Below are 23,541 nucleotides of genomic sequence, written 5' to 3'. Positions count from 1 at the left end.
ATTGGGCACCAGTACAGCTTACGTCGTACAACGCTCGCCCCACGGCGGGGGTGTTGTGGTGATAGCAAGAACTCGGCATCGATGGTCAACCTTCCCTCCCACAAGCCGACTTGACCTTCCCTTGACCTTAGAGGCCCGTCCGGCGGGTGCGGACCGGCGGGTCGGCCCTCCCCCTCAGGACGCGAGAAGGCCCCCGCCCGGATGTCACCGCGGGGGCCTCGATCGGGGCCGGACACGGTGTCCGGCCGCCCTGCGTCACAGCGTGCGGAGCGCGGGTGGCGCGGGCTGGGTTCGCCGCGCCTTCGCCGCGCGCCCGCACGCGGTGCCGTCAGCCACGTCCGTAGCGCTCCTCGGCCTTCCAGAAGTAGACGAAGCCGAGGACGCCGAAGAGCACGGCCCAGCCCACCGCGAAGGCCCAGATGTGCGGCGGCAGGTTCTCCGAGCCGTAGCCGTCGATCAGCGCGAAGCGGATCAGGTCCATGTAGACCGCGGCCGGGTTCCACTGGAGCAGGTTCGCGATCCACTCCGGCTTGTCCTTCAGCATCACCGGGATGGAGAACATCACGCCGGAGGCGTACATCCAGGTCCGCATGATGAACGGCATCAGCTGCGCCAGGTCCGGGGTCTTGCTGCCGAGCCGGGCGAGGATCAGCGCCAGGCCGGTGTTGAACGCGAACTGGAGCGTGAGCGCCGGCAGGATCAGCAGCCAGGACAGCGCCGGGTAGCTCCCGAGGGAGACCGCGATCAGCCCGAGCACGATCATCGACACCAGCAGCTGCTGGAGCTGCTGGAGCGCCAGCGAGATGGGCAGCGACGCCCGCGGGAAGTGCAGCGCGCGCACCAGGCCCAGGTTGCCCGAGATGGACTTCACACCCGCGGTCACGGTGGTCTGGGTGAAGGTGAACACGAAGACGCCCGTCACCAGGAAGAGGATGAAGGTGTCCTTGCTCATCCCCCGCCCGGAGTTCAGGATCAGCCCGAAGATGAGGTAGTAGACGGCCGCGTTCAGCAGCGGCGTCACCACCTGCCAGAGCTGGCCGAGCTTCGCCTGGCTGTACTGGGCGGTCAGCTTGGCCTGCGAGAACGCCAGGATGAAGTGGCGCCGGCCCCACAGCTGCCGGACGTACTGGAAGAGGCCGGGCCGGGCGCCGCTGACCGTGAGCCCGTACTTGTCGGCGAGCTGGGCCGGGGTCAGGGCGTCGTCCACGGACGCCCTGGCCGTCGTCGCCGTCGCACCGTTCTGCGTTGTGTCACTCACCAGGGGAACTCTCTCTTCCAAATGCGCGGTGGAGTATCACTTGAGCCTGCTGGACGCCAGGATGGAGACCAGGTGCAGCAGGGTCTGCACGACGGCGATCCCGGCGAGGATCGCGATGCCGAGGCGGGTGAAGAACAGGTCCCCCTGGATCATGTCCAGCACCGCCGCGACCAGGATGAACAAGCTGGCCTCGATGCCGCCGACCAGCCGGTGGAACTTCAGCGCGGCGGCGGCCCGGCGGGCCAGCGCCAGCCCGGAGGAGCGGGGCACCGACGCCTCGTCCTTGACCGCGGACAGACCGCTGCGCTGGCGGGCCACGTCGACCAGGTCCGTCTCGGCCTTGATCAAGATGGCGCCGAGGGCCGCGACCGTGCCCAGGAAGGCCCACAGCCACTCGGCCCGGCCGTCGCCGAACACGTCGGCACCGCGGACTCCGAAGCCGACCAGCAGGGCCGCCTCGCACAGGTAGTGGCCGATGCGGTCCAGGTAGACGCCGGTGACGGAGGTCTGCTTGCGCCAGCGGGCGACCTCGCCGTCGACGCAGTCGAGCAGCAGGTACACCTGGAAGAGCACGGCCGCCAGGACCGCGCCGGTCAGCCCGGGGATCAGCAGCGCCGCGCCGCCCAACACCCCGACCACGACCATCAGGTAGGTGAGCTGGTTGGGGGTGATCCGGGTGTTCACCAGATACGGGTCGACGCGCAGCGAGATCTCCCGCATGTACAGGCGTCCGGCCCAGTGCTCGCCGCTTCTCCGGTCCTTCACGCCCTCCGGGTGAACGACCGGGCGGAGTTCAGCTACGGATGGTCTTGGCATAGTCGGCGTACGCGTCCCTGATCTGGTCGGTGGTGAGGTCGAGGTGTTCGAGGATGGTGAAGCGGCCGGGACGGGTCTGCGGGGCGTACTCCACCGCCGCGACGAACTCCTCGGTGGTGAAGCCGATTTCGTCGGGCAGCACCGGAAGCCCGTGCCGGCGCAGGACGTCGGCGAAGAGGCCGGACTGCTCCGTGGCCCCCCGCAGGTGCATGGCGAACGCCGCGCCCAGGCCGACCTGTTCGCCGTGGCTCGCGGCCCGCTGCGGGTACAGCAGGTCGAAGGCGTGGCTGATCTCGTGGCAGGCGCCGGACGACGGCCGGGTGTCCCCGCTGATGGAGATGGCGATCCCGGTGAGGACCAGGGCCTCGGCGAGGACGGTGAGGAACGCGTCGTCGCCCACCCCGCCGGGGTGGCGCAGCACCGACTCGCCCGCGGTGCGGGCCATCGCGGCGGCCAGCCCGTCGACCTTCTCGCCGGTCACGCGCTGGGACAGCTCCCAGTCGGCGAGCGCGGAGAGGTTGGAGACGGTGTCGCCGATGCCGGAGCGGATGTACCGCGGCGGGGCGTCCCGGATCACGTCGAGGTCGATCACCGTGGCGATCGGGGTGGGCAGTCCGTACGAGCCGCGGCCGTTGTCGTTGTCGAGCGTGGCGACCGGGGAGCAGATGCCGTCGTGCGCCAGGTTGGTGGCGACGGCGACCATGGGCAGGCCCACCCGCGCGGCGGCGTACTTCGCCACGTCGAGGATCTTCCCGCCGCCGAGGCCGACGACGGCGTCGTACCGCTTGCCCTTGATGTTGTCGGCGAGCTGCACGGCGGCGTCGATGGTGCCGCCGGCGACCTCGTACCAGTGGGCGCCGGGCAGCGAGGGCTCCAGCCGCTCGCGCAGCGCGCGGCCCGAGCCGCCGCTGATCGCGACGGCGAGCGTGCCGGATGAGGAGATCCGCTGGTCGGCGAGGATGACCGCGAGGTCGTCCAGCGCGCCCGGACGGATGTCGACGACGAGCGGCGACGGGATCAGCCGGGTCAGTACTGGCACGCGATCTCCCGGCCCTTGGCGAGGTCGTCGTGGTTGTCGATCTCCACCCAGCGGACGTCGCCGATGGGGGCGACGTCAATGGTGGCGCCGCGGTTCACCAGCTCCTGGTAGCCGTCCTCGTAGTAGAGGTCCGGGTCGCGCTCGAAGGTGGCCTTCAGGGCGTCGGCGAGCTCGGCGGCGGCCTCCGGCTCGATCAGCGTGACGCCGATGTACTCGCCGGTGGCGGTCGCCGGGTCCATCAGCTTGGTGATCCGGCGCACCCCGAGCCCGTCCTCGGTGATGACCTTCATCTCCTCGTCGGCGAGCTGCTTGACCGTGTCGAGGGCGAGGATGATCTTCCGGCCCTCGCCGCGGGCGGCCAGCAGGGTCCGCTCGACGGAGACCGGGTGGACGGTGTCGCCGTTGGCGAGGATGACGCCGCGCTTGAGCACGTCACGGGCGCACCACAGGGAGTAGGCGTTGTTCCACTCCTCGGCCTTGTCGTTCTCAACGAGGACGAGCTTCAGGCCGTACTTGGCCTCCAGCTCCGCCTGGCGCTCGTACACGGCTTCCTTGCGGTAGCCGACGACGATCGCGACCTCGGTCAGGCCGATCTCGGCGAAGTTGGCCAGGGTCAGGTCGAGGACGGTGCGCTCCCCGTCGACCGGCACGAGGGCCTTCGGAAGGGTGTCGGTGTAGGGGCGAAGACGCCGTCCGGCACCGGCTGCCAGTACGAGGCCGATCATGCGGGTTCTCCTTCGTCGTGTACTGCGGGTGCGGCGGAGGACACCCAGAACCGGATGCTCTCCACCAGCACCACGAGGGCGACGGCGACCGCGAGCGCCGTCAACGCGATGGTGAGGTCGGTGGCGCTCAGCAGGGCCGCCAGCAGGACGACGGCCAGGGTGCGGCCCTCGTGCCCGCCGATCAGCCGCACGAGCAGGCGCGGGGGCGCGCCCGTGCCGCCGCGGATGCGGTACACCGTGTCGTAGTGATGGTAGGCGACCGCCGCGACCACGCCGAAGGCCGCGGGCAGGGCGCCGGGGACGTCCGCGCGGGCGGCGATCGCCAGGACGGTGCCGTACTCGGCGGCCCGGAAGATCGGGGGGACCAGCCAGTCGAGGGCGCCCTTGAGGGGGCGGGCGACGGCGAGGCCGGAGGTGAGGACGTAGAGGACGGCGGCGCCGACGGGGACGTACGAGCCGTAGTCGCTGAAGGCCGCTGCGGCGACCACGGCCGCACCGCCGACGAAGGCGATCACCGGCGCCGCGAAGGCCGGCAGCTTGGCGGCGACGGAGCGGCCGCCGCGGGCGACGGCCTCGGCGAGCGGGCCGGAGTCGGCGAGATCCGCGAGGGCCTCGGCGGCGCGGTCGGTCCTCGTCGCCTTGCGGGTCAACGAGCGCAGCAGACGGCCCGCGGTGGTGTAGCAGGCGGCGAAGGCGCAGCCGACGAGCAGCGCGTAGAAGACGATCCGGGGCGTGGTGACGGCGGTGAGCACGGCGATCATCGCCCAGCGCTCGCCGATCGGCAGCACGATCATCCGGCGCACCCACACCGTCCAGCCGACACTGTCGAGGCGGTCGGAGAGGGCGGCGGTGGGGCTGGTGTTGGAGACGGCGTCGTGGTTGGCCTCGTTGAAGGAGAAGTCCACGACGTGGCGACAGGTCTGGAGGACCATCGCGGCCAGCGCCAGCGCCCACACGTCGTCGCCGCCGCGGGCGGCGCCGAGCGCGAGGCCGGCGTAGTACGCGTACTCCTTGGCGCGGTCGAAGGTGGCGTCGAGCCAGGCGCCCATCGTCGAGTACTGGAGCGAGTAGCGGGCGAGCTGCCCGTCGGTGCAGTCCAGGACGAAGGAGAAGAGCAGCAGGAGGCCGGCTGCGACGAAGCCGGCGCGGGTGCCGGTGGCCGCGGCGCCGGCCGCGATCAGTGCGGTGACCAGCGAGGCGGTGGTGACCTGGTTCGGGGTCAGTCCGCGCCGGGCGCACCAGCGGGCGATGTAGCGGGAGTAGGGGCTGATGCAGTACGTGGTGAAGAAGCCGTCGCGCGCCTTGACCGCGGAGCGCAGCCGCACGGCCTCGTCGTCGACGGCGGCGACGGCCTGGCGGGCCTCGTTGCGGGCCTGGGGGTCGTCCGGGACGGTCGCGACGAGCGAGCCCAGCTCCGGCCGGTGCACGGCGGCGCCCTCGGCGTCCAGTGCGGCGGCGAGTGCGTCGGGCAGGGCGTCGGTGCGCTCGGAGGTCGCGACGGCGCCGTTGCCGCCGGCGGCCGGCACGGCGTCCGCGAGGGCCCGGGTCAGCCCGGCCCGGGCCGCGGGCTGCGCGGTGAGCGCGCCCGGGATCGCGGCGAGCGGGAAGCGGGGGTCGGTGAGCGCGAGGCGCAGGGCGTGCACGTGCCCGACGAAGCGGGAGTCCACCACGGCGACGCGCTCCGCGGCGGGGGCGGCGGCGAGCAGCGCGGCGGTCTCCTCGGCGCCGGGCGAGACCCGTACGTCGAAGCCCAACGACCGCAGATCGCCCTCAAGCGACGATCCGGGCACGGGCGGACCGGTGAGGATGGCGGTCGACAGACGAACTCACTCCTTGGAACCGAGGGTGCGGATGCCGGCGGCTCGGCCCGGGGCACGGGCGGCAGCTCGTCGGCAGAGGCTATCGGATGTGTTCGGGCGGGAGTTCACTGGCTGTTTGCACCCGCTCGACGCGGGGAACGCGCGGTGAGGACCCGTCGGTAGATCATCATTGTCGATCAGAGGCTCACCTCACAAACTGCGAGGTGCGGGCCGAGGAATCACGGGGGTCGCAGGTCATAGGGTGGTTCACATGACATGGCTGATCACAGGTGGTGCGGGGTACATCGGCGCGCACGTCACGCGCGCGCTGGCGGAGGCGGGTGAGAAGGCCGTGGTCCTCGACGACGTGTCGTCGGGGATCGTCGAGCGGCTGCCCGCCGGGGTTCCGCTTGTGCGCGGTTCGGTGCGCGACCGGGAGCTGCTGGACCGGGTGCTGCGCGACCACGGGGTCTCCGGCGTGATCCACTTCGCGGCGAAGAAGCAGGTCGGGGAGTCGGTGGCGCAGCCGCTGCGCTACTACCGGGAGAACGTGTACGGGCTGACCGTGCTGCTGGAGGCCGTGGTCGCGGCCGGGGTGCGCAGGTTCCTGTTCTCGTCCTCGGCAGCGGTGTACGGGGTGCCGGACGTGGACCCGATCCCGGAGTCCGCACCGTGCGTGCCGATCAATCCGTACGGCGAGACGAAGCTCGCCGGCGAGTGGCTGGTGCGGGCCACCGGCCGGGCGCACTCGATCTCCACGGCCTGTCTGCGCTACTTCAACGTGGCCGGCTCCGACGGCCCGGAGCTGTCGGACACCGGGGTGTTCAACATCATCCCGATGTTCTTCGACCGGATCACCCGCGGCGAGGCCCCGCGGATCTTCGGCGACGACTACCCGACGCCGGACGGCACCTGCATCCGCGACTACATCCACGTCGCGGACCTCGCGGACGCGCATCTGACGGTGGCCGCCCGGCTGGCCCGCGAGGACGGCGCCGGGGACCTGACGGTGAACGTGGGGCGCGGCGTCGGGGTCTCGGTGCGGGAGCTGGCGCAGGTCGTGGCCGAGGTCACCGGCCGGGACGTGGCACCGGTCGTCGAGCCGCGCCGCCCCGGCGACGCGGCGCGGGCCGTGGCCGCGGTGGACCTGATCGCCGACGAGCTGGGTTGGCGGGCCCGGCGCGGGGTGCGCGAGATGGTCGAGTCCGCGTGGGAGGGCTGGCTGCTGCGCCATCCCCAGGCGCGCTGACGCGCGTACGCACGCTCCTCAGGCCCCGTCGAAGAGGTCGCTCCGACGGGGCCCCGGTGTTTCCGGCCGGCTTTCGACACGGTTCGGCCATGGCTCCAAAGCGTCGCTGAAGCGGGCCCGCGACCCCCGTACGGACGATCTCCACCCGGCTGACCTGCGGGCTCGTTTCCGCAGGTCAGGGGAATGACAACGGTGTTCAGTGCCGTGTTGCCACATACCCCCCACCCGTAGTTCACTGAGATCTCGGCAGGGAGATTTCCCCGACGACCTGGAGGCGTTCTTCATGGGGGCTGGGCACGACCACGGGCACGCGCACGGAGGGCCGCCGCCGACCGGCACGGCCGCCGCGGCCTACAAGGGACGGCTGCGCGTCGCGCTGACGATCACCCTGAGCGTGATGGTGCTGGAGATCGTCGGTGGCGTCGTCACCGGCTCGCTCGCCCTCGTCGCGGACGCCGCGCACATGGCGACGGACGGCATCGGGCTCACGATGGCGCTGCTGGCGATCCACTTCGCGAACCGGCCGCCGAGCACCAACCGCACCTTCGGGCTGGCCCGGGCGGAGATCCTCGCGGCGCTGGCGAACAGCCTGCTGCTGCTCGGCGTCGGTGCGTTCCTGCTGTTCGAGGCGGTGGAGCGGTTCATCACCCCGGCCGAGACCAAGAGCGGGCTGACGATCGTGTTCGCGCTGGTCGGCCTGGTGGCGAACGTGATCTCACTGTCGCTGCTGATGCGCGGCCAGAAGGACAGCCTGAACGTCCGCGGTGCGTATCTGGAGGTCCTGAACGACGCGCTCGGCTCCGTGGCGGTGCTGATCTCGGCCGTGATCATCCTGCTCACCGGCTGGCAGGCGGCGGACCCGATCGCCTCGCTGCTGATCGGCCTGATGATCGTGCCGCGGACCGTGAAGCTGCTGCGGGAGACGGTGAACGTCCTGTTGGAGGCGGCGCCCAAGAACGTCGACATGGCCGAGGTGCGGGCGCACGTGCTGGCGCTGCCGGGGGTCGAGGACGTCCACGACCTGCACGCCTGGACGATCACGTCCGGGATGCCGGTGCTGTCGGCGCACGTGGTCGTCGCCCAGGACGTACTGGACGCGGTCGGACACGAGAAGATGCTGCACGACCTCCAGGGGTGCCTCGGCGACCACTTCGACGTGGAGCACTGCACCTTCCAACTGGAGCCGGTCGGCCACGCGGCCCACGAGGCCAAGCTCTGCCACTGACGGGGCGGCCCGTCAGTGACCAGCCGCCCGGCCCGACCGGGGGTTGTCTGGATCACCAGTTCGACCCCGCTCCGTACGGTTCCGACCGTACGGAGCGGGGCACGATCCGGTGTCCGGGGGCCGCAGGGCGTCCGGCGCGCGGTGCCGCCCGGGGGCCGCGCGGCGGGGCGCCGCGAACATGCCCGGTCCGCCGAAGTGCGGACGAGCCGCTCTCGTGCGGCAGACTGGGCGGGGCCCCAGGGCCGAGCACCGATGCGAAGGATGGTTATGCCGACCTCACCAGCCACCGCCCCGAACAGCGCGTCGAACGGCGCGTCGAACGGAGCCCCACCAGCGATCATGCTCGAACTGGTCGACGAGCAAGGCAACACCATCGGCACTGCGGAGAAGCTCTCCGCCCACCAGCCGCCCGGCCGGCTGCACCGCGCCTTCTCCGTGTTCCTCTTCGACGAGCGGGGTCGGCTGCTGATCCAGCGCCGCGCGCTCGGGAAGTACCACTCCCCCGGCGTCTGGTCCAACACCTGCTGCGGGCACCCCTACCCCGGTGAGGCGCCGTTCGCCGCCGCCGCCCGGCGCACCCACGAGGAGCTGGGCGTCTCGCCCTCCCTGCTCGCCGAAGCCGGAACGGTTCGCTACAACCACCCCGACCCGGCCTCCGGCCTGGTGGAGCAGGAGTACAACCACCTCTTCGTCGGCATGGTGCAGGCCACGCCGAGCCCCGACCCGCAGGAGGTGGAGGACACGGTCTTCGTCACCCCCGACGAGCTGGCCGAGCGGCACGCGGCCGCGCCGTTCTCCACCTGGTTCATGACGGTGCTGGACGCGGCCCGGCCGGCGATCAAGGAGCTGACGGGTCCGGCCGGCGGCTGGTGACGGACGTCGGTGCGGGCGGCGGCACCGGCCCCGGAAGGGCCGGGGTGCCGCCGCCCGGCCGTACCGCGCCGAGCGGCAGCTCGGCCCAGACGACCTTCCCGCCGCCCGCGGTGGGCTCGACGTCGTACGCCCCGCCCGCCTCCCGGGCGATCTCCCGGACGAGCAGCAGCCCCCGCCCGCCGGTGTGCCGCCAGTCCGTCTCCAGCGCCGTGGGGCGGTAGGGGTGGTCGTCCTCGACGGCGACCCTGATCCGGCCGGCGCCCACGGCGACCTCCACCGCGACCTCGGGCGAGAGCAGCGCCGCGTGCTTCACGGCGTTGGTGACCAACTCCGTCAGGATCAGCAGGAGCCCTTGGACGACCTCGTCGCCGATCGCGAGGCCCTGTCTGCCGAGGAGGTCGCGCACCGCGTGCCGGGCTTCGGGCACGGACGCATCGGCGGTGGGCACGGTGAAGCGCCAGACGCCGCCGCGGGCCCCCGACCCCCCGCCGTTGCCCGTGGCCGGCCGGGCCGGGACGCTTCCGCGGCTCTCCATACGATTCAGTCCCCCACGGTTCGCTCGACTGGCACTGACACTGACCCCCGGGTAAGGAGTGCTCGGGTCAAGAGTGTTGGCGGCGCACTGGTACGGACCGCGGACCGGACCGGAAAACAACGCCAATCGATGGTTTTTGACCGCCTGAGCACGGTGCGATCAGAGCGGTGAACGCCCCTGACCGTTCCCCGGTCGGTCGTTCGGCGCAGCCGCCGCGTCGGGTTCGGTGACCATGCGGACGATCCGCCGCCCGCCGACGCCGATGGCGAGCAGCCCGAGTCCGTCGAAGAGCAGCGCCAGCGAGAAGAACAGCCCCAGCACGTAACGGCTGCTCTCCGGCCAGTTGCCCAGCACCAGGATGCCCAGGACCAAGCCCACGGCGCCCTGGAAGACCGTCCAGCCGAACTGCGGACCGCGCACCACCAGGCTGCCCACCAGGCGGAACAGCCCGCCGGTGAGGAAGAGCAGCGCGGCGAACAGCGTCAGCGCCTCCGCGGAGCCGTACGGGTGGCGGATGACGACGATCCCGGCGGCGATGTTCAGCGCGGCGACGATCACGGCCAGCCAGAAGTAGTCGCTGCCGCGGGACTGGACCGCGTGCACCAGCCCGACGATGCCGCCGATCAGCAGCAGCCAGCCGAACAGCAGCATCGAGGTGAGGGTCGCGACCCCGGTGTAGATCAGGCCGACCACGCCGGCGATGACCAAGACGGTGCCGAGCACGGCCAGCAGGCCGAAGCTGCGGCTGAGCTTCCTGGGGTCGTCCGACCCGGGAGAGCGGGTGGTACCGGCCATGTCCTTCTGCCTCCTCACCCCTCCTTGATCGTAGGTCTCCCGGCTGCGGATAGCATCCGGCGCATGGAGGCAGCCAGCTCCGGCCCGGAGCCCAAGATCTCGCACGACGTCGTGGACGGGGTCGCGACGGTCGTCATCGGCCACACCGCCAAGCGCAACGCCCTCACCCCGGCGATGTGGCGCGCCCTGCCGCCGCTGCTGGACCGGCTCGCCGTGGACCCGGCGGTGCGGGTCCTGGTGCTCAGGGGCGAGGGGGCCACCTTCAGCGCCGGCGCGGACGTCGCCGCCCTGCGGGAGCCCGACCAGTCGCTCCCGGCGCTCTCCGTACGGGCGGAAGAGGCGCTGGCCGCCTTCCCCAAGCCGACGCTCGCCGCGGTGCGCGGGCACTGCGTGGGCGGCGGCTGTCAGCTCGCGGTCGCCTGTGACCTGCGGTTCGCGGAGGAGGGCGCACAGTTCGGCGTCACCCCGGCGAATCTCGGCGTGGTGTACTTGTCCGCGCCGACCCGGCGGCTGGCGGCGCTGGTCGGGCCGTCGGCAGCGAAGTTCCTGCTGTTCTCCGGCGAGTTGATCGACGCGGCGCGGGCGCTGCGGACCGGGTTGGTCGACGAGGTGCTGCCGCGCGGCGAACTGGACGGGCGGGTCGCCGACTTCACCCGCACCCTCGCCACCCGCTCCCAGCTCACCCAGGTCGCGGCGAAGGAGTTCGTCGCGGGGCGCAGGGACCGGGACGCGTACTGGGAGCGGCAGGCGATCGAGCAGGCGGGGCCGGGCGGTGACACCGCGGAGGGCGTCGCCGCGTTCCTGGAGCGCCGGGCCCCCCGCTTCACCTGGCCCGCCTGACCCGCCCGGCCCTTGCGCCCCTGCGCACCTGTCGCGGCGGACGTGGTGGCCCCGCACGGGGCGGGCGGTGGTGGCGTCCGCGGCCCGGTGGTGGCTGTTCTCGCAGTTCCACCCCCCTGCGCCTTACGGGCACAGGCCCAGCGCCGCCCGACCCGCCCGCCGTGACCCTGCGGACGCATCGGTCCCTGCGGGTGCATCGTGGTTGTTCGCGCAGTTCCCCGCGCCCCCAAACCCCCGTCCACCTGCGGGATCAACGCTCCTCAGGGCCACGGCAGCTCCGTCCTCAGGCGCAGCAGGAGGGAGCCCGGGCGCGCCCTAGCGGAGCGTCACTGCATGATCTCGGCGGAGCCGGTGCGCCACTGGGCGACGAGGTGGGCCGGGGCCTTGTCGGGCGAGCCCGCGTCGTACGGCGGCTGGGGGTCGTACTCGGTCAGGAGTTGGACGCTCTGGGCGACCTCGTCGCCGGCGATCTTGCCGAGCAGGTGCAGGGCCATGTCGATGCCGGAGGAGACCCCGGCCGCGGTCACGTACTTGCCGTCGAAGACCACCCGCTCCTTGGACGGCCGGGCGCCCAGGCGCTCCAGCTCTTCCAGAGCCAGCCAGTGGCTGGTGGCGCGCCGGCCAGACAGCAGCCCGGCGCCGGCGAGCAGCAGGGAGCCGGTGCACACGGACGTGGTCCAGGTCGTGGTGGCGTCGACGGTGCGCAGCCACTCGGTGATCTCGGCGTCGGCCCGCGCCGCCTCGTCGCCGGGGCCGCCGGGCACGAGGAGGACGTCCGGGGCGGTCACCTCGGCCAGGGTGCGGTCGGCGACCAGGGCGAGGGTGCCCTGGTCACCGCGGACGGGCCCCTCCTCCTTGCCGACGAAGACCACGTCGGAGCCGGGCAGCCGCCCGAGGAGTTCGTAGGGGCCGACGGCGTCGAGGGTGGTGAAGCGGTCGTAGAGCAGGACGGCGATCTGCACGGTTCTCCTTGGTGTCGCAGGGTGTCAGACGGTCCCCGCGGGCGCGGGGACGTGGAAGCGGCGGCGGTAAGCGGCGGGCGCGGTGCCGAGGGCGCGTACGAACGCCCGGCGCATCGCCTCCGGAGTGCCGTAGCCGCTGGCCCGGGAGACCTCTTCGACGCCGTCGCAGGTCTCCTCCAGGAGCCGGCGGGCGTGTTCGAGGCGTACGCGCTCCACGTACCGGCCGGGGGTGACCCCGGTTTCGGCGCGGAAGGCGCGGGCGAAGTGGCGCGGGGACAGCCGGGCGCGGGCGGCCAGCGCGTCGACGGACAGATCGGCGGCGGGGTGCTCGCTGATCCAGCTCTGGACGTCCCGCAGCGGTTCGCGCTGCGCGGTCTGGGCCGCGAGTTGGGCGCTGAACTGGGCCTGGTTGCCGGGTCTGCGCAGGAAGACGACGAGGTGGCGGGCGATGGTGAGGGCGACGTCCCGCCCCAGGTCCTCTTCGACGAGCGCGAGCGCGAGGTCGATGCCGGAGGTCACGCCGGCGGACGTGGCGATCTTGCCGTCCCGCACGAAGATGGGCTCGGGGTCGAACTGCACCGCGGGATGCGCCCGGGCGAGGTCGGCGCAGTGCGCCCAGTGGCTGGTGGCGCGGTGGCCGTCCAGCAGCCCGGCGTGGGCGAGCAGTTCGGCGCCGGTGCAGATCGACACGAGCCGCTCGGCGCGCGGCCCGTGCTCGCGCAACCAGTCCACGAGCGCGGGCGGGGGTTCGTGGGTCCCCGGGCCGCCCGGCACCAGGAGGGTGTGCGGCTGCGGGGCCGACGCGAGGTCCGTGTCGGGCAACAGGGTGAGCCCGCTGGAGGTCCGTACGGGCCGCCCGTCCACGGACGCGGTGCACAGGGGGTAGGCGGTGCGCCCCGTGATCGCGTCAGCTCCGCTGAACACTTCGACGGGTCCGGTCAGGTCCAGGCTCTGGACCCCGTCGAAGAGGACCACGAGGACGGCTCGTTCGGTCATGGCCCCATCCTCCGTACGGCCCGGTCACGGCCGCAATGACGAGCACCCCACCTTTCCTGCCATCCGGCGCGGGCGGCCGGCTCAGGCCCAAGCGGGGCGGTCGGTGCCCCAACGGGTGGGCGGGCGGCGCCAGGTACGGGGCGCGCCGTCGTAGTGCACGGGGGTGAGCGCGTGGCGGAGGGTGCCGTACGGCGACGCGGTCTCGGTGAGCCAGGGCCCCGGGTCGGGCGCCGCGACCGCGTTCGCGTCGGACCCAGTGGCGGCGACGCCGGTGAGCAGCCAGGACGCGGTGCCGGCGAGGGAGAGCCGGATGAGCCGTCCGCCGCCGGTGGCGTGGCGCTCCGTCAGTGCCCGCAGCACGGCCGCCGCCAGCAGGTATCCGGTGCCGTGGTCCAGCGCCTGTGCGGGCAGCACGCCGGGGTGCCCGTCGGCGTCCGCTTCGACGGCGGCGATCCCGCTGGCGGCCTGGACGAGGCTGTCGAAGCCGCGTCGGCCCGCCCACGGCCCCTGGTGGCCCCAGGCGCACAGTTCGGCGACGATCAGCCCGGGGCGGCGGGCGGCGAGCGCGTCGGGGGTCAGTCCGTACGCGGCGAGGGCTCCGGGACGGTAGCCGCCCACGATCACGTCGGCTTCGTCGACGAGGGCGTCGAAGGCGCGCCGGTCCTCTGGGTCGGCGAGGTCGAGCAGGGTGGAGCGCTTGCCGATGCCGGTGTCCGCGTGGGCGTCGGGGTCCTCGGGGACGGCGGGCGGATCGACGCGCAGGACGTCGGCGCCGAGCAGGGCGAGAGTGCGGGTGGCCACGGGCCCGGCGATGACCCGCGTCAGGTCGAGCACCCGTACGCCCTCGGCGGGCAGCGCCGCCGGCGCAAGCCTTCGGGCCGGCCCCTCCCCCAGCCCGCGGGTCTCGACGAGGGGGAGCCCGGCCGTGAGGACGCCCGGCGGCGTGGGTGCCACGGCGACCGCGAGGCCGCCGGCCGCGTACACCGCCTCCTGCACCGCGTGCGCCGGGCGCCCGGCCAGTTCGGCGGCGAGCGCGGCGCGGGCCCGCGCCGGATCGTCCCCGGGATCGGCCAGCTCCAAGGCGGCGAGCAACCGCGCGCGGTGGTGCGGATAGTTCGCGTGCGTGCGCACCCAGCCGTCGGCGGCGCGCCAGAAGCCGGACAGCGGCGCGAAGGAGGTGGGGGCGCGGCCGTCGATCCGCAGGTGCCGTTCGCTGACGAAGGCCGTCGCCACCGCCGCCTCGTCCACCTGCACTGCGGGCAGGGGCGTCCCGCGGCGGCGGGCGACGAGTTCGGCGGCGGCCAGCGAGCAGACGCCGACGGTCGCGCGCGCCAACTCCCGTACCGGCAGCCGCGCTTGGAGCGCGCCCGGCGCCGGGCGGTAGGTCACGGTCGCCGCTGCTTCGGGCCCGCCGCCCAGGGCGGCCCAAGCGTGCGCGGTGGCCGCGTCGGGGCGCTCGGTCGGTCCGGTGGACTGCACGGTGTCGCTCATCGAACCAGTCTGCCCGAGCCCGCGCCGCGACCGGTTCCGGCCGCGGGCCGCGTGGTCGGGCCCGGCCCGGGGAAGCGGTTTGGCAGAATGCAGACGCAAGCACAGCCAGCATGGAAGGCGAGTCGGGGAACCGTGACGATGTCGATCGAAGGCAGGATCGCCGAGGAGCTCGGCGTACGGGAGCGGCAGGTCAGGGCCGCTGTGGAACTGCTGGACGGCGGGTCGACCGTGCCTTTCATCGCGCGGTACCGCAAAGAGGCGACCGAGATGCTCGACGACGCCCAGCTCCGCACCCTGGAGGAGCGGCTGAGGTATCTGCGCGAGCTGGAGGACCGCCGTACGGCGATCCTGGAGTCGGTGCGCGAACAGGGCAAGCTGGACGAAGCGCTGGAGGCGCAGATCCGGTCCGCGGACACCAAAGCGCGGCTGGAGGACATCTACCTGCCGTTCAAGCCGAAGCGGCGGACGAAGGCGCAGATCGCCCGGGAGGCCGGGCTGGAACCGCTGGCCGACGGCCTGTTGACCGACCCGTCGGTGGAGCCGGCCGCCGCTGCCGCCGCGTTCGTCGACGCGGACAAGGGCGTCGCCGATCCGGCCGCCGCGCTGGAGGGCGCCCGGGCGATCCTCACCGAGCGGTTCTCCGAGGACGCCGACCTCATCGGCGAGCTGCGCGAGACGATGTGGACCCGGGGGCGGCTGGTCTCCAAGGTCCGCGAGGGCAAGGGCGACGCGGAGCAGGGCCCGGGCGCCAAGTTCGCCGACTACTTCGACTTCGCCGAGCCCTTCGGGCAGTTGCCTTCGCACCGCGTGCTGGCGCTGCTGCGGGGCGAGAAGGAGGACGTGCTCGACCTCGTGCTGGAGCCGGAGGAGCCTTCGGATGCGCCCGGCCCCTCCACGTACGAGAACCGCGTCGCGCGGCGCTTCGGGATCGCCGACCGGGGCCGGCCGGGCGACAAGTGGCTGGCCGACACGGTCCGCTGGGCGTGGCGCACCCGCATCCTGGTGCACCTCGGGATCGACCTGCGGCTGCGGCTGCGCACCGCGGCGGAGGACGAGGCGGTGCGCGTCTTCGCGGCGAACCTGCGGGATCTGCTGCTCGCGGCGCCGGCCGGAACGCGGGCCACGCTGGGGCTCGACCCCGGCTTCCGCACCGGTGTGAAGGTGGCCGTGGTCGACGCGACCGGCAAGGTGGTCGCCACCGACACGATCTATCCGCACGTGCCGGCGAACAAGTGGGACGAAGCGCTGGCGAAGCTGGCGCGGCTCGCCCGGGAGCACTCGGTCGACCTGGTGGCCATCGGCAACGGCACCGCGTCCCGCGAGACCGACAAGCTGGCGGCCGAACTGATCGGCAAGCACCCCGAGTTGAAGCTCACCAAGGTGATGGTGTCGGAGGCCGGCGCTTCGGTGTACTCGGCGTCCGCGTTCGCCTCGCAGGAGCTGCCCGGGCTGGACGTCTCGCTGCGCGGGGCCGTCTCCATCGCGCGCCGGCTCCAGGACCCGCTGGCGGAGCTGGTGAAGATCGACCCCAAGTCGATCGGCGTCGGCCAGTACCAGCACGACCTGTCCGAGGTGAAGCTCTCGCGCTCGCTGGACGCGGTCGTCGAGGACTGTGTGAACGGCGTCGGGGTGGACGTGAACACGGCGTCCGCGCCGCTGTTGTCGCGGGTGTCGGGCATCGGCGCGGGGCTCGCGGAGAACATCGTCGCCCACCGCGACGCGAACGGCCCCTTCCGCTCCCGCAGGGCGTTGAAGGACGTGGCGCGGCTCGGCCCCAAGGCGTACGAGCAGTGCGCGGGCTTCTTGCGGATCCGCGGCGGGGACGACCCGCTGGACGCCTCCAGCGTGCACCCGGAGGCGTATCCGGTGGTCCGCCGCATGGTGAAGAAGACCGGTGGGGACGTGGCCGCCCTGGTCGGGAACGCGTCCGTGCTGCGCTCGCTGCGGCCGGACGAGTACGTCGACGAGACCTTCGGCCTGCCGACGGTGACGGACATCCTGCGCGAGTTGGAGAAGCCGGGCCGGGACCCGCGGCCGGCGTTCAAGACCGCCACGTTCAAGGACGGCGTGGAGAAGATCGGCGACCTGGCGGCCGGGATGGTGCTGGAGGGCGTGGTGACGAACGTGGCCGCCTTCGGCGCGTTCGTGGACGTCGGTGTCCACCAGGACGGTCTGGTGCACGTGTCCGCGATGTCGCGGACCTTCGTCAAGGACCCGCGGGATGTGGTGAAGCCGGGCGACGTGGTGCGGGTGAAGGTGTTGGACGTCGACATCCCGCGCAAGCGGATCTCGTTGACGCTGCGCCTGGACGACGAGGCGCAGCAGTCGGCGGGCGCGCCCCGGCAGGGCGGCCGTGAGCGCGGCGGCGAGCGGGGCGGGCGTCCGCAGCAGCGCCGCGGCAGCCAGGGTTCGGGCGGCGGCCGGGGCCGGGGCGGCGACCGCCAGGCGCCCGCGCCGGTGAACAGCGCCATGGCGGACGCCTTGCGCCGCGCGGGGCTGACGGGTAAGGACCGCGGCCGCGGCTGAACCGCCGCACCATCGCGCGTTCCCTGCGCCCCGGTGCCCCCGATCGGGGGCACCGGGGCGCAGAGGCGCTTCGAGGGGCCTTTCGGCGGCGTACCCGGCCGGCGGCGGCCCCGTCGTCCGTCACAACGATCACACCACGGGTTCAGCTTCACCATTCCCACCGACTTCCCGGTGGCGCCAGCACGGTCACCGTGACACTCGTCAAGATCAATCCGGGTGGCGGATCGGTGTACCGGCTCGGGAGCCGGGTGCTCCACCGTCCGGCCCGCCAGGTCCTCCTTCGAGGACCTGACCCGGCACTGCGGGGTGCCGAAGCCTCCCACCTGACGGTGGCTTCGGCACCCCGTCACTCCTACGCGGGTGCCCGACCCGGCCCGGCGCTCGGCCTCACGGCCGGCCCGAGCCGGTGGCGCCCGCGTCGTCGCCGTCGGCTTCCGGCGGCGGCGCGGTGCCGGGGCCGATGCGGATCTCGAAGACGCCGTCGTACTTCTCGTGGCCGGCGATGACCGCCGACTCCACCGCTTCCGTGCCCACTTCGCCGCGGACGATCAGCGGGTCGTGCCGCAGATCGCGCATGAGGGCCACGCACATGCCGATCATGACGACGACGAAGGGGGCGGCGACCAGGATCGTCAGGTTCTGGAGGCCGGCCAGGGCGTCGCCCTCGCCGCTGCCCACCAGCAGCATGATCGCGGCAACGGCGCCGGTCACGATGCCCCAGAACACCACCACGAGACGGGTCGGTTCGAAGGTGCCGTGCTGGGAGAGGGTGCCCATCACGACGGACGCCGCGTCGGCGCCGGAGACGAAGAAGATGCCGACGAGGACCATCACCAGGATGCTGGTGGCCGTGGGGATGGGGTACTGCTGGAGCAGCGCGAAGAGCTGCCCCTCGGGGGTGGCCTCGTCGCCGAGCTGTGCCTTCTCCTGGAGCTTCATCGCGGTGCCGCCGAAGATCGCGAACCAGACGAGGCTGACGGTGCTGGGCACCAGGATCACCCCGCCGACGAACTGGCGGATGGTGCGCCCGCGGCTGATGCGGGCGATGAACATGCCCACGAAGGGCGTCCAGGAGATCCACCAGGCCCAGTAGAAGACGGTCCAGTTGCTGAGCCAGTCGGCGACGGCCTTGCCGCCGGTGGCCTCGGTGCGGCCGGCGAGTTGGGGCAGTTCGCCGAAGTACGCGGCGATGGAGGTGGGCAGCAGGTCGAGCACGATGATCGTGGGGCCCACCACGAAGACGAACAGGACCAGGACGAGAGCCAGCACCATGTTGGTGTTGGACAGCCACTGGATGCCGCGCTCGACGCCGGAGACCGCGGAGAGCACGAAGGCCGCGGTGAGCACGGCGATCACGGAGACGAGCAGCCCGGTGCCGACGGTGCTGAGCCAGCCCAGTTCGGTCAGCCCGCTGCCGATCTGGAGGGCGCCGAGGCCGAGCGAGGCGGCGGAGCCGAAGAGGGTAGCGAAGATGGCGAGGATGTCGATGAAGCGACCGATGCCGCCGCGGCAGCGCTTGCGACCGATGAGGGGCTCGAAGACGGCGCTGATGGTCTGGCGGCGGTGGCGTCGGAAGGTGCTGTACGCGATGGCGAGTCCGACGACCGCGTAGATCGCCCAGGGGTGCAGCGTCCAGTGGAAGAGGGTGGTCGCCATGGCGATCTGCATGGCCTCGCCGGTGCTGGCGGGCGCGGTGCCGGGCGGCGGCGAGATGAAGTGGGCCAGCGGCTCGCTCACTCCGTAGAACATCAGGCCGATGCCCATGCCGGCGCTGAACATCATGGCGACCCAGGACACCGTGCGGAACTCCGGCGTGGCGCCCTCCTCGCCGAGCGGGATGCGGCCGTAGCGGCTGATGGCGAGCCAGAGCGCGAAGACCACGAAGCCGGAGGCGGCCAGCACGAAGGCCCAGCCGCCGTTCTTGATGAGCCCGTCGAGGAGGGTGGAGGAGACCGACTTGAGCGATTCGGTGGCGGTGGCACCCCAGACGACGAACGCGAGCGTGAGGACGGCGGCGATCCCGAAGACCACGCGGTCCGTGGTGGGGTGCCCGGGTTGCTGGGGCAGACCGGAGGGCTCGGCCGTCACGGGCCGGGCCCCCCGGTCGTCGGGCGTCTGTCCGAGCGACACGAGTGCACCTTTCAGGAGACAAGTGAGGTTCAGCACCTTTGCACTGTTTGCCTCAGGTATCCCCTACCACAGGTGGCGCGTGCCGCCCCGCTCAACAGGCGGTGACGGGTTGCCCCTTTGTCAGGTGATACGTCGCACGCGCGTCCAGCAGCAGCGGCACGAGTTGGCGCTGCGACTGCCGCAGCGGCACCCACGCGCCGTCGCCGCTCGGCCGTGACACCACGCCGTGCAGGGCGAGTTCGTCCCGTACGTCCGCGTACTGGGCGGCGTCCAGCCGGTAGCCGCAGGGCGGGTCGGCCAGGGTCTCCTGTTCGGTGGCGGGGTCGTTGTCCGCGCCGCCGAGGTACACCGGGCCGCGGTCCCGGAAGCCGGCGCGGCGCGCGGCGTCCGTCGCCGCGTCGATCCGGCCGCGCCGCTCGTCGGCGAAGTCGAACAGCCCGTCGAGCGCGGCGAGCTGGCTGCCCACCCGGCGCCGGTTGTTGACCGACGCGTCGGCCTGCTCCTGTGCCGTCTGTGCGTCGACCCGGCTCTCGATCAGCAGGCCGACGGCGTTCTTGACGCCCGATGCGTTGCGCAGGATGCGCTCCTGGCCGTCGCCGGCGACCTGGCGGATCGGTTCACCGGTCACCGGGTCGGTCCAGATGCCGTAGGTGCCGGTGCCGTACCCCTCCTCGTGCGCGGCGGGGCGGACGTACTGCTGGGACAGCGCCTTCGACTCCCGGTGGACGTCCGCGTGGGTGTTGAGGTTGCGCGGCCAGAGGTCGGTCAGCTCCTTGTCGTAGAAGCGGGGCGTGGCGCTGTACTCGTGCAGGTCGTAGATGACGTCCGGGCGGTGGTCGCGCTGCACGGCGGCGATCGCCCGGCCCTCGGCCGTCTTCAGCGCGAGGTGGTCGCGGTTGATGTCGACGCCGTCGGAGTTGCCCCGGGTGTCGGCGGCGCGGCCGTCGGGGTTGGCGGTGGGGACCACGAGGACCCTGGTGCGCTCCAGGAAGCGGCGGGTCTCGCGGTCCCGGGCCCGGCCGAGGTCGCGGATCGTCGACAGGCACGCCTCCCGGCCGGCGGGCTCGTCGCCGTGCTGGGAGCAGATCATGAGCACGGTGCTGTCGGCGCGCCGGTTGCCGATGTGGACCAGTTGCAGTGGGCGGTCCTGCTTGGTGGTGCCGATCCGGCTCAGGAGGACCCGGTCACTGCCCCGGTCGACGGCGGCGAGGAACTGCTGTTCCTCCGCCAGGGTGGTCCAGCGGGTGCCGCCGCTGGACTCGAAGCCGGTGCGCGGCTCGGTGTCGCCGTGGGCGGCCTGCGCGGGCGCGGTGAGCAGGGTCGCGCCGAGCGCTGCTGCCACGGCGCTCACCGCGAGGGCGCGGATACGGGGGTTCATCAGCGGTTGCCTCCGGGGATCGGGCGGATCGGGCGCGGCTCGGCGACTCCGTCGAGCAGTCCGCTCTCGCGCGGCGCGAGCTCGGCGGGTGTGCCCTTCGTGGCCTGCTGGAACGCCCGGGTGCCGCCGACGATCGGCAGTTTTGCGGCGCTCTTCGCCAGGTCGACGGTGAGGGTGGGGGTGCTGGCGGGCGGTTCGATCAGGTCCCGGTCGGTGCCGGCGACGATCAGGGCGAGTCGGTGGCCTGCGGGCACCACGTGGTCGCTGGCGTGCAGGTCGAGCGTGATGGTGACCGGCTCGCCGGGGACCAGCGGGCGGCCCGTGGCGTCGGAGGCGTGGTTGCCGAGGTCGGCCCAGCCACGGCTGAAGACGGTGTAGTCGACGGCCTTGGTGCGCGCCGCGGTCTCCTTGTAGCAGGCGCTGTCGCCGCTGGTGCCGGCGCCCCAGCAGGTGCGTTCGGGCAGGGTGGTGATGCCTTCGCCGGCGGACGCGTAGTCGCGGATGGTGTCCGGTCCGAGGTCGACGAGGACGGCGGACAGGTGCGCGGTGCTGGTGGTCGGGGTGACGGTCACCTCCACTCGGGAGGAGCCGGACAGCCTCAGGTCGCGGCTGAGGGGGCGGGTGGTGAAGCCGGCCTTGGCGGGGGTGGAGCGGTCGACGGCGGCGGCCCAGTCGGTCTCGTCGAGGGTGCGGTCGTCGGTGAAGGTCTCGCTGGTGCCGGGGCGGGCCGGCGTCAGGGAGAGGGTGCCGACGCCGGGGGCCGGGCCGCGGTCGGGGCGCACGGTCGCGGTCCGGGTGCCGCTCGGCGGCCAGACGCGGTCGGTGGACCACTGGTCGGGCGCGCGCTCGACGTCCGCCATGGGCTCGTCGTCGATGCCGTTGTCGTAGCCGAGGAGGTAGTGGTCGAACCAGCGGTGCAGGGTCTTGACCCACTCGGCCCGGCGGAAGTCGAACGGGTCGACGTGGCCGACCTGCGACAGCCACACCTTGCGCTCCACGCCGGCGTCCGCGAGGGCGTCCCACCACTGGCCGAAGTGGTTCATGCGGACGTTCAGGTCCTGCATGCCGTGCACGGCGAAGACGCTGGCCTTCACCTTGTCGACGTCGGGCACGTAGTCGCGCTCGGCCCACAGCGGGGTGCGGTCGCCGGTGCGCGGGGCACCGTCGACCAGCCGCTGCTGGACGGCGCCGCAGCGCTGGCGGGCAGCGGGGCTCTCCACGTAGTTCGAGAGCCAGTCGGGCCCGGAGCCGTACAGCGGGGCGCCCTTGGCGAAGTAGTAGTCGTACCAGGAGGAGATCGCGCCGATGGGGACGATGGTCTCCAGGCCCTCGACGCCGGTGGCGGCCACGCCGTTGGCCACCGTGCCGTCGTAGCTCTTGCCGATCATGCCGGTGCGGCCGGTGGACCAGTCGGCGCGGACGCGTTCGCCGCCGGTGCGGCTGCTGTAGCCGCGGGCCCGGCCGTTCAGCCAGTCGACGACGGCCTTCGCGGAGAGCACGTCGGACCGGCCGCCGACGTCCACGCAGCCGTCGGAGCGACTGGTGCCGGCGAGGTCGACGGCGACGAAGGCGTAGCCGCGGGGGACGAAGTAGTTGTCGTAGTAGAGCGGGAACTGGACCGGGTTGCCCTGGGCGTCGTACGTCTTGCGCTGGCTCTCGTTGCCTCGCCCGCAGCAGGCGTAGTAGGGGCTGGCGTCCATGATCACGGGGATCCGGCGGCCCTGCTCGGCGGTCTCCCGGGGGCGGACGACGTCGACGGCGACCCGGTCGGTGCGGCCGTCGCCGTCGCCGTCGAGCCGGGTGTCCACCCAGACGGACTCGCGGATCGCGTCGGGGTAGGAGTAGACGGGTCTACTCTCGCGTGCGGGCGCGCTCTGGGCGTCCGTCGGGGAGAGCGTCATGGCCATCAGGGCGGCGAGCGCCGCCGCGGTGAGCGATCTGTACGTCATGCGGGTGCCCCGCGTGCGTATCGACATGGCCGGACCGTACTCCCGCGAACTACCCGGCAACAGGGGGCCATCGGGTGGTCCATGCGACGGGTGGGGCGTACGAGGCGTTTATGCCGGAACGCGGGGCGTCCGGGGATCGCGCGGCGCGGGACCACTGAACCACGGGACGCCCCGGAACCACGGAACAGCCCGGGACCGCGGGAGACGGATCACGGGACGCGGGGCCGGGAACGACTGCGGCGCCCCGGCCGTCAGGCTCGGGGCGCCGCAGGGGCTTCGCTCTGCTCACCGCCCGGAACGGCGGTGGGTGACGCAGGTCACTCGGAGGCGCGACGGCTCTGGGACGGAGCCGGCACGGGCTCGCCGACGATGCGCTCGGCCAGCGAGTGGCCCCACGCGTCGACGTCGGCGCGCAGCGCGGCCTCGGCGACGACGCGCTCGGCCTCGATGGCCGCGGCGCCCTCGGCGAGGATGCGCTCCTTCTCCTGCTGCGCCTCCGCACGGGCGGCGGCGATCAGGGCGGTGCCCTCCTCGTGCGCCTGCTGGCGGGTGTGGGCGGCCTCGTGGCGCGCCTCGGCGAGGATGGCCTCACGCTGGGCGCGGACCTCTTCCGCCTCGGTGCGGACCTCGTCGGCAGCGTCCATCACGCCCTGGGTCTTGGCCTCGCGCTCGGCGATGATGGCCGCGGCGCGGGGCAGCAGCCGGCCGGCGAGCACCGCGTAGACGATGGCGAAGGCCACAAAACCCACGACGAGGCCCCACCCGGTGGGGTTGAGCGGACCGATGTCGAGGGGGAGCAGCTTGTCATTCAAGGTGTTCGTCCTGTCTTGTCCGGGTCTGGAGCGCGCTGCCGCGTCGGCGTGTCGTCACGATCGTACCGCTGCGGCAAGGAAGTGGGCACCTAGTCATTACCTGGCGGTAACTACGGCTGCTTGGATGGTCCGCGTCCCCTTCT

19 protein-coding genes are annotated in these 23,541 nt (G+C 72.8%); 5 read left to right on the top strand and 14 right to left on the bottom strand.

The window, feature by feature from the left end:
- Positions 1-328: 328 nt before the first annotated feature.
- The 5 genes from ACH4E8_RS21740 to ACH4E8_RS21720 are packed head-to-tail and all read right to left on the bottom strand — an operon-like array spanning position 329 to position 5,658.
- A complete protein-coding gene (locus tag ACH4E8_RS21740) occupies positions 329-1,258 on the bottom strand; it encodes an ABC transporter permease (protein WP_398450577.1) in 930 nt (309 codons plus the stop codon).
- A gap of 36 nt (positions 1,259-1,294) precedes the next feature.
- Positions 1,295-2,074, bottom strand: a complete 780-nt coding sequence (locus ACH4E8_RS21735) for a CDP-alcohol phosphatidyltransferase family protein (RefSeq protein WP_398450575.1) — start codon at positions 2,072-2,074, stop codon at positions 1,295-1,297.
- Positions 2,052-3,113 carry an iron-containing alcohol dehydrogenase family protein gene (locus tag ACH4E8_RS21730; protein ID WP_398450573.1) on the bottom strand — a complete coding sequence of 354 codons (1,062 nt, stop codon included), beginning with the start codon at positions 3,111-3,113 and terminating at the stop codon, positions 2,052-2,054. The genes ACH4E8_RS21735 and ACH4E8_RS21730 overlap by 23 nt, the downstream gene beginning before the upstream one ends.
- Positions 3,101-3,838: a sugar phosphate nucleotidyltransferase gene (locus tag ACH4E8_RS21725; protein WP_398450571.1), complete on the bottom strand. Its 738-nt coding sequence runs from the start codon at positions 3,836-3,838 to the stop codon at positions 3,101-3,103. The genes ACH4E8_RS21730 and ACH4E8_RS21725 overlap by 13 nt, the downstream gene beginning before the upstream one ends.
- Positions 3,835-5,658: a DUF5941 domain-containing protein gene (locus ACH4E8_RS21720; RefSeq protein WP_398450798.1), complete on the bottom strand. Its 1,824-nt coding sequence runs from the start codon at positions 5,656-5,658 to the stop codon at positions 3,835-3,837. The genes ACH4E8_RS21725 and ACH4E8_RS21720 overlap by 4 nt, the downstream gene beginning before the upstream one ends.
- A 250-nt stretch (positions 5,659-5,908) precedes the next feature.
- Here ACH4E8_RS21720 and galE point away from each other — a divergent pair, with 250 nt between their 5' ends.
- The 3 genes from galE (at position 5,909) to idi (ending at position 8,984) form a co-directional block, all read left to right on the top strand.
- Positions 5,909-6,886, top strand: coding sequence for a UDP-glucose 4-epimerase GalE (galE, locus tag ACH4E8_RS21715; protein WP_398450569.1), 978 nt, complete (start codon positions 5,909-5,911; stop codon positions 6,884-6,886).
- Positions 6,887-7,169: 283 nt separating this feature from the next.
- Positions 7,170-8,111: a cation diffusion facilitator family transporter gene (locus ACH4E8_RS21710; protein WP_398450567.1), complete on the top strand. Its 942-nt coding sequence runs from the start codon at positions 7,170-7,172 to the stop codon at positions 8,109-8,111.
- Between the two features lie 267 nt (positions 8,112-8,378).
- Positions 8,379-8,984: an isopentenyl-diphosphate Delta-isomerase gene (gene idi / locus ACH4E8_RS21705; RefSeq protein ID WP_398450565.1), complete on the top strand. Its 606-nt coding sequence runs from the start codon at positions 8,379-8,381 to the stop codon at positions 8,982-8,984.
- Here idi and ACH4E8_RS21700 read toward each other — a convergent pair.
- Both ACH4E8_RS21700 and ACH4E8_RS21695 read right to left on the bottom strand, forming a co-directional pair.
- Positions 8,950-9,519 (bottom strand): ATP-binding protein, encoded by a 570-nt coding sequence (locus tag ACH4E8_RS21700; protein WP_398450563.1) that lies wholly within the window; start codon positions 9,517-9,519, stop codon positions 8,950-8,952. The genes idi and ACH4E8_RS21700 overlap by 35 nt on opposite strands.
- A 159-nt stretch (positions 9,520-9,678) precedes the next feature.
- The gene (locus ACH4E8_RS21695; protein WP_398450561.1) at positions 9,679-10,314 is read right to left on the bottom strand and encodes an HdeD family acid-resistance protein; all 636 of its coding nucleotides are present in this window, start codon (positions 10,312-10,314) and stop codon (positions 9,679-9,681) included.
- 63 nt (positions 10,315-10,377) lie between these two features.
- On the opposite strand from ACH4E8_RS21695, the gene ACH4E8_RS21690 reads away from it, so the two are divergent.
- Positions 10,378-11,154, top strand: coding sequence for an enoyl-CoA hydratase/isomerase family protein (locus ACH4E8_RS21690; RefSeq protein WP_398450559.1), 777 nt, complete (start codon positions 10,378-10,380; stop codon positions 11,152-11,154).
- Between the two features lie 326 nt (positions 11,155-11,480).
- On the opposite strand, the gene ACH4E8_RS21685 is transcribed toward ACH4E8_RS21690, so the two are convergent.
- The 3 genes from ACH4E8_RS21685 to ACH4E8_RS21675 form a co-directional block, all read right to left on the bottom strand.
- Complete coding sequence (locus tag ACH4E8_RS21685) at positions 11,481-12,116, bottom strand: DJ-1/PfpI family protein (protein ID WP_398450557.1); 636 nt, start codon at positions 12,114-12,116, stop codon at positions 11,481-11,483.
- A 24-nt stretch (positions 12,117-12,140) separates the two neighbouring features.
- Positions 12,141-13,112 (bottom strand): GlxA family transcriptional regulator, encoded by a 972-nt coding sequence (locus tag ACH4E8_RS21680; protein WP_398450555.1) that lies wholly within the window; start codon positions 13,110-13,112, stop codon positions 12,141-12,143.
- A gap of 81 nt (positions 13,113-13,193) precedes the next feature.
- Positions 13,194-14,603 carry a CoA transferase gene (locus ACH4E8_RS21675; RefSeq protein ID WP_398450553.1) on the bottom strand — a complete coding sequence of 470 codons (1,410 nt, stop codon included), beginning with the start codon at positions 14,601-14,603 and terminating at the stop codon, positions 13,194-13,196.
- Between the two features lie 132 nt (positions 14,604-14,735).
- On the opposite strand from ACH4E8_RS21675, the gene ACH4E8_RS21670 reads away from it, so the two are divergent.
- Positions 14,736-17,129 carry a Tex family protein gene (locus ACH4E8_RS21670; RefSeq protein ID WP_398450551.1) on the top strand — a complete coding sequence of 798 codons (2,394 nt, stop codon included), beginning with the start codon at positions 14,736-14,738 and terminating at the stop codon, positions 17,127-17,129.
- A 387-nt stretch (positions 17,130-17,516) separates the two neighbouring features.
- On the opposite strand, the gene ACH4E8_RS21665 is transcribed toward ACH4E8_RS21670, so the two are convergent.
- From ACH4E8_RS21665 to ACH4E8_RS21650, 4 genes are all read right to left on the bottom strand, one after another.
- Positions 17,517-19,259, bottom strand: a complete 1,743-nt coding sequence (locus ACH4E8_RS21665) for a BCCT family transporter (RefSeq protein WP_398450549.1) — start codon at positions 19,257-19,259, stop codon at positions 17,517-17,519.
- A 91-nt stretch (positions 19,260-19,350) separates the two neighbouring features.
- On the bottom strand, positions 19,351-20,637 hold the full coding sequence (locus ACH4E8_RS21660; RefSeq protein ID WP_398450547.1) for a M14 family metallocarboxypeptidase: 1,287 nt from the start codon (positions 20,635-20,637) through the stop codon (positions 19,351-19,353).
- Positions 20,637-22,613 (bottom strand): Xaa-Pro dipeptidyl-peptidase, encoded by a 1,977-nt coding sequence (locus ACH4E8_RS21655; protein ID WP_398450545.1) that lies wholly within the window; start codon positions 22,611-22,613, stop codon positions 20,637-20,639. Before ACH4E8_RS21655 ends, ACH4E8_RS21660 begins: the two co-directional genes overlap by 1 nt.
- A gap of 290 nt (positions 22,614-22,903) precedes the next feature.
- Positions 22,904-23,398 carry a hypothetical protein gene (locus ACH4E8_RS21650; RefSeq protein WP_361533197.1) on the bottom strand — a complete coding sequence of 165 codons (495 nt, stop codon included), beginning with the start codon at positions 23,396-23,398 and terminating at the stop codon, positions 22,904-22,906.
- Positions 23,399-23,541: the final 143 nt, after the last annotated feature.

Source organism: Streptomyces sp. NPDC017979 (genome assembly GCF_044328175.1).
In the GTDB taxonomy this organism is placed as follows: Bacteria; Actinomycetota; Actinomycetes; order Streptomycetales; family Streptomycetaceae; genus Streptomyces.
The sequence above is the reverse complement of the archived record's forward strand: the minus strand, read 5'-3'. Positions and strand labels throughout refer to the sequence as shown.

What these genes read in the sequence shown, in the direction of transcription:
- ACH4E8_RS21660 (WP_398450547.1), bottom strand. Translation starts at nt 20,637, where the DNA reads ATGAACCCCCGTATCCGCGCCCTCGCGGTGAGCGCCGTGGCAGCAGCG.
- ACH4E8_RS21655 (WP_398450545.1), bottom strand. Translation starts at nt 22,613, where the DNA reads ATGTCGATACGCACGCGGGGCACCCGCATGACGTACAGATCGCTCACC.
- ACH4E8_RS21680 (WP_398450555.1), bottom strand. Translation starts at nt 13,112, where the DNA reads ATGACCGAACGAGCCGTCCTCGTGGTCCTCTTCGACGGGGTCCAGAGC.
- ACH4E8_RS21695 (WP_398450561.1), bottom strand. Translation starts at nt 10,314, where the DNA reads ATGGCCGGTACCACCCGCTCTCCCGGGTCGGACGACCCCAGGAAGCTC.
- ACH4E8_RS21700 (WP_398450563.1), bottom strand. Translation starts at nt 9,519, where the DNA reads ATGGAGAGCCGCGGAAGCGTCCCGGCCCGGCCGGCCACGGGCAACGGC.
- ACH4E8_RS21690 (WP_398450559.1), top strand. Translation starts at nt 10,378, where the DNA reads ATGGAGGCAGCCAGCTCCGGCCCGGAGCCCAAGATCTCGCACGACGTC.
- idi (WP_398450565.1), top strand. Translation starts at nt 8,379, where the DNA reads ATGCCGACCTCACCAGCCACCGCCCCGAACAGCGCGTCGAACGGCGCG.
- ACH4E8_RS21735 (WP_398450575.1), bottom strand. Translation starts at nt 2,074, where the DNA reads ATGCCAAGACCATCCGTAGCTGAACTCCGCCCGGTCGTTCACCCGGAG.
- ACH4E8_RS21725 (WP_398450571.1), bottom strand. Translation starts at nt 3,838, where the DNA reads ATGATCGGCCTCGTACTGGCAGCCGGTGCCGGACGGCGTCTTCGCCCC.
- ACH4E8_RS21710 (WP_398450567.1), top strand. Translation starts at nt 7,170, where the DNA reads ATGGGGGCTGGGCACGACCACGGGCACGCGCACGGAGGGCCGCCGCCG.
- galE (WP_398450569.1), top strand. Translation starts at nt 5,909, where the DNA reads ATGACATGGCTGATCACAGGTGGTGCGGGGTACATCGGCGCGCACGTC.
- ACH4E8_RS21675 (WP_398450553.1), bottom strand. Translation starts at nt 14,603, where the DNA reads ATGAGCGACACCGTGCAGTCCACCGGACCGACCGAGCGCCCCGACGCG.